This window comes from Aquabacterium sp. UBA2148 (assembly GCF_002328915.1).
Classification (GTDB): Bacteria; Pseudomonadota; Gammaproteobacteria; order Burkholderiales; family Burkholderiaceae_C; genus Aquabacterium; species Aquabacterium parvum.
The window spans coordinates 24,354-28,939 of record NZ_DCXA01000055.1; the positions used below are offsets into that span (position 1 = coordinate 24,354).

A 4,586-nucleotide genomic window follows, 5' to 3' on the forward strand; every position below is an offset into this window, starting at 1 on the left:
CTGGCTTGCGGCCCGGAGACATCATCCTGGCCGTCGCGAACGTGCAGATCGCCAGCGCCAAGGACTTCGAGTCCGTGCTGGGCAAGCTCGACAAGAATCGCCCTGTGAGCGTGCTGGTGCGCCGTGGCGACTGGGCTCAGTACGCCGTGATCCGGCCCGGCAAGTGAGCGGCTGCTGACCTGACCCAAGGCCCTTCGGGGCCTTTTTTCATTCAATCCTGAGCTGTTCATGGGGTTGTTGGGCGGCTCACACATCGGCGAGCGATGTTGATAAGTCCGGGGGCGGTGGGGGTTTGTGGCTACAATCCGCCCTGCCGGAAACCTCCGATCCCACAGCGGAGCCGACGCCCGACTTACCCACACGAGCCTGTGGACAAGATGTGAATAACATCATCGTCCCGGCCGGCAAGCCACCGCCCGAGGCTTGCAAAGAGCCCTTGCGGAAGGGACCTTCGGTACAATGGAGGTCCAACAAGCAGTTGCCATACGTTTTTGTTGGAAGGCGCGTCACATCTTTGGACGTGCCTTTTTTTTATGAACCACATCCGCAATTTTTCGATCATTGCCCACATCGACCACGGCAAATCCACGCTGGCCGATCGCATCATCCAGCGCTGTGGTGGCTTGAGTGATCGCGAGATGGAAGCGCAGGTGCTCGACTCGATGGACATCGAGAAAGAGCGCGGCATCACCATCAAGGCCCAGACCGCCGCGCTGCAGTACAAGGCGCAGGACGGCCAGGTCTACAACCTGAACCTCATCGACACACCTGGTCACGTCGACTTCTCGTATGAAGTCAGCCGCTCGCTGTCGGCGTGCGAAGGCGCGCTGCTGGTGGTCGATGCCTCGCAAGGCGTCGAGGCCCAGACGGTGGCCAACTGCTACACCGCGCTCGACCTGGGTGTCGAAGTGATCCCGGTCCTCAACAAGATGGACCTGCCGCAGGCCGACCCCGAGCGCGCCAAGGAAGAAATCGAAGACGTCATCGGCATCGACGCCACCGACGGCATCCCGTGTTCGGCCAAGACCGGCATGGGCATCGACGAGATCCTCGAAGCGGTGGTCAAGCGCATGCCACCCCCGAAGGGCAACCCCGACGGTCCGCCGCGCGCCATGATCATCGACGCCTGGTTCGACAACTACGTCGGCGTGGTGATGCTGGTGCGCGTGGTCGATGGCGTGCTCAAGAAGGGCGAGCGCATCCGCATGATGGCCACCAACACCGTCTACCCGGCCGAGCACCTGGGCGTCTTCACGCCCAAGTCCACGCCGCGTGACGAGCTGCGTGCGGGTGAGGTGGGCTTCATCATCGCCGGCATCAAGGAGCTGGCCGCTGCCAAGGTGGGCGACACGGTCACCATCGAGAAGAAGCTGCCCAACAACGCCGGCCCCGCCACCGAGGCGCTGCCCGGTTTCAAGGAGATCCAGCCGCAGGTGTTTGCCGGCCTCTACCCGACCGAGGCCAGCGAGTACGACCAGCTGCGTGACGCGCTCGAAAAGCTCAAGCTCAACGACAGCTCGCTGCGCTACGAGCCCGAGGTGTCGCAGGCGCTGGGCTTCGGCTTCCGTTGCGGCTTCCTGGGCCTGCTGCACATGGAGATCGTGCAGGAGCGCCTCGAGCGCGAGTTCGATCAGGACCTGATCACGACCGCGCCCAGCGTGGTCTACGAGGTCGAGCTCAACGGTGGCGAGGTCATCGAGGTGGAGAACCCCTCGAAGATGCCCGAAGTGGCCCGCATCAACGAGATCCGCGAGCCCATCGTCACGGTGCACCTGTACATGCCGCAGGACTACGTCGGCCCCGTGATGACGCTGGCCAACCAGAAGCGCGGCGTGCAGATGAACATGGCCTACCACGGCCGCCAGGTCATGCTGACCTATGAGATGCCGTTGGCCGAGATCGTGCTGGACTTCTTCGACAAGCTCAAATCGGTCTCGCGCGGTTACGCCTCCATGGACTACGAGTTCAAGGAGTACCGCGCCTCCGACGTGGTCAAGGTGGACCTGCTGATCAACGGCGACCGGGTCGATGCCCTGTCGATCATCGTGCACCGCGCGCAAAGCGCCTACCGCGGTCGCGCCGTGGCCGCCAAGATGCGCGAGCAGATCCCGCGGCAGATGTACGACGTGGCCATCCAGGCGGCCATCGGCGGCAACATCATTGCCCGCGAGAACATCAAGGCGCTGCGCAAGAACGTGCTGGCAAAATGCTACGGCGGCGACATCTCTCGCAAGCGCAAGCTGCTCGAAAAGCAGAAGGCCGGCAAGAAGCGCATGAAACAGATTGGGTCGGTCGAGGTGCCGCAGGAAGCCTTCCTGGCCATCCTGCAGGTTGACGACTGATCGATCACCACAAGCAAACTACACAAATGAGTCTGATCACCGGATTGCTGTACGCGGCCCTGGCTGCGTACCTGGGGGGCTGGTATCTGGGGCACTGGCACGGGAATTTCTCGCTGCTGCTGTTCATCCTGACCGTCGTGACGCTGGCTTACTGGCTGGCCGAGAAGTTCAAGTTCCGCCCCGACCGCGAGGCCGCTGCGGCCCAGCTGGTGGCGCAGGATCAGGCGCGCCGCGTGTCGCTGGCCACGCAAGGCATCGGCGATGTCGACGGCAACATCGGCATCGCGCGCGATCGCCTGCTGATGCAGCCTTGGTGGCTGGACTGGACCGCCGGCCTGTTCCCGGTGATCTGCGCAGTCTTCCTGATGCGCTCGTTCTTGTTCGAGCCGTTCAAGATCCCTTCGGGCTCGATGATGCCGACGCTGGTGGTGGGCGACCTCATCCTGGTCAACAAGTTTCACTACGGCATCCGCTTGCCGGTGATCAACCAGAAGATCATCGACAACAACGAACCTCAGCGCGGTGACGTGGTGGTCTTCCGCTACCCGGTCAACCCCAGCATGGACTACATCAAGCGTGTGGTGGGACTGCCAGGTGACACCATTGCCTACGTCAACAAGCGCCTGACGGTCAACGGGCAGCCGGTTGAGCTGGAGACCGGTGCCGAGTACTACGATGCCGACAGCATGCGGTACACCCAGCAGTACAGCGAGAAGCTCGGCGAGGTCAAGCACAACATCCTCATCGACCGGGATCGGCCGCCTTTTGTGCCGCCGCAGTCGATCGAGGACTTCCCGATGAAAGAAAACTGCAGCTACAGTGGTGAAGGCATGGTCTGCAAGGTGCCTGCCGGCCATTATTTCGCCATGGGTGACAACCGCGACAATTCGCTTGACTCACGCTACTGGGGTTTTGTGCCCGACCGCAACCTGGTTGGCAAGGCCTTCGTCATCTGGATGAATTTCAGCGACGTCAAGCGCATCGGTTTCTTCCACTGAACCCTCGCATTTTCAGGATCACGCCCATGTTTCCTTCGACTGTCATGTCCTGTCAGCGTTCGGTCAAGCGGCTCCCGCGTGCTCAGCGTGGCATCACGATGATCGGCCTGCTGGCCTGGTCCTTCGTCATCTGTGTGGTCGCCCTGATCGGCATGAAGGTCACGCCTGCCTTGCTGGAGTACCAGACCATCACGGGCATGGTCAACAAGGCAGCCAAAGAGGGCGGCAGCACGGTGGCCGACATCCGAGCGTCTTATGACCGCGCGGCTCAGATCGAGTACGGTGTCGAGGCCATCAAGAATGGCCGTGACCTGGACATCACCAAGGAAAACGAACAGATCGTCATCCGGTTTGCCTACGACAAGGAGATCGAGCTGGTCGATCCGGTCTACCTGGTGATCAAGTTCGAAGGGCAATCCAAGTGAGCCTGCAGGCCATCTTCGGATCCCTTGACGAACGGGCCTGGTTTCAGGCCCTTTGTCTTTGGGGTGTCTCCACGGGCCCGCGCTCTGGCGCGCTGTTCGCCTGATGGGGGTGCCCATGCCTACACTGTCACCTGCTTTGCTGGCTTTGCAGCAGCGGCTGGGTCATGCCTTTGCCGAGCCAGGCCTGCTGCAGCGCGCGGTCACCCACAAGAGCTTCGGTGCCGATCACTACGAGCGCCTGGAGTTCCTGGGCGACGCCGTGCTGGAGTTGGGGGTGTCCACCTTGCTCTACGCCCGTTTCAAGCAGGGCGCCGAGGGTGACCTCACGCGCGTGCGCGCTCACCTGGTGCGCCAGGACATGCTGCACCGGCTGGCGGTGTCCCTGGGCCTGCCCGAGGTGCTGCGCCTGTCCGAGGGCGAAGCCAAAGGCGGCGGTGCGCAAAGGCCATCCATCCTGGCCGATGCCTTGGAAGCCATCATCGGCGCCGTGTACGTGGACGCGGGGTTTGACGCCGCGCGCGCGCTGGTGCTGAGGCTGTTCGAGCCCGTGCTCGATGAAAGCGGCTCGCTCGAGGGCTGGGCCAAAGATGCCAAGACCGCCTTGCAGGAATGGCTGCAGGGGCGCAAGATGCCCGTGCCCACGTACGGCATCGAGGCAACGCGCGGCAAGGCCCACGAGCAGGTGTTCGTGGTGTCGTGCGCTTTGCCCGATCTGGGCATTCGGGTGAGCGGCGAGGGCACGTCCCGTCGGGCGGCCGAGCAGGCGGCGGCACAAGTCGCTTTGCAGCAGGCCATGGCCCTGCCGTCTGACCGGCTTGCCG

The 4,586-nt window shown here is 63.0% G+C and carries 5 protein-coding genes; all 5 read left to right on the plus strand.

What is annotated here, in order from left to right; all coding sequences use genetic code 11:
- Positions 1 to 167 (plus strand): PDZ domain-containing protein (locus B2W70_RS03125; RefSeq protein ID WP_286742759.1); only part of this gene is annotated, 167 nt, incomplete at its 5' end.
- 366 nt (positions 168 to 533) lie between these two features.
- Positions 534 to 2,342 (plus strand): translation elongation factor 4, encoded by a 1,809-nt coding sequence (gene lepA, locus B2W70_RS03130; RefSeq protein WP_137841721.1) that lies wholly within the window; start codon positions 534 to 536, stop codon positions 2,340 to 2,342.
- Between the two features lie 26 nt (positions 2,343 to 2,368).
- Positions 2,369 to 3,340, plus strand: coding sequence for a signal peptidase I (lepB, locus tag B2W70_RS03135; protein ID WP_286742754.1), 972 nt, complete (start codon positions 2,369 to 2,371; stop codon positions 3,338 to 3,340).
- A gap of 26 nt (positions 3,341 to 3,366) precedes the next feature.
- The gene (locus tag B2W70_RS03140) at positions 3,367 to 3,765 is read left to right on the plus strand and encodes a DUF4845 domain-containing protein (RefSeq protein ID WP_286742755.1); all 399 of its coding nucleotides are present in this window, start codon (positions 3,367 to 3,369) and stop codon (positions 3,763 to 3,765) included.
- 115 nt (positions 3,766 to 3,880) lie between these two features.
- Positions 3,881 to 4,586 (plus strand): ribonuclease III (rnc, locus tag B2W70_RS03145; RefSeq protein WP_286742758.1); only part of this gene is annotated, 706 nt, incomplete at its 3' end.

What these genes read in the sequence shown, in the direction of transcription:
- B2W70_RS03140 (WP_286742755.1), top strand. Translation starts at nt 3,367, where the DNA reads ATGTTTCCTTCGACTGTCATGTCCTGTCAGCGTTCGGTCAAGCGGCTC.
- lepB (WP_286742754.1), top strand. Translation starts at nt 2,369, where the DNA reads ATGAGTCTGATCACCGGATTGCTGTACGCGGCCCTGGCTGCGTACCTG.
- lepA (WP_137841721.1), top strand. Translation starts at nt 534, where the DNA reads ATGAACCACATCCGCAATTTTTCGATCATTGCCCACATCGACCACGGC.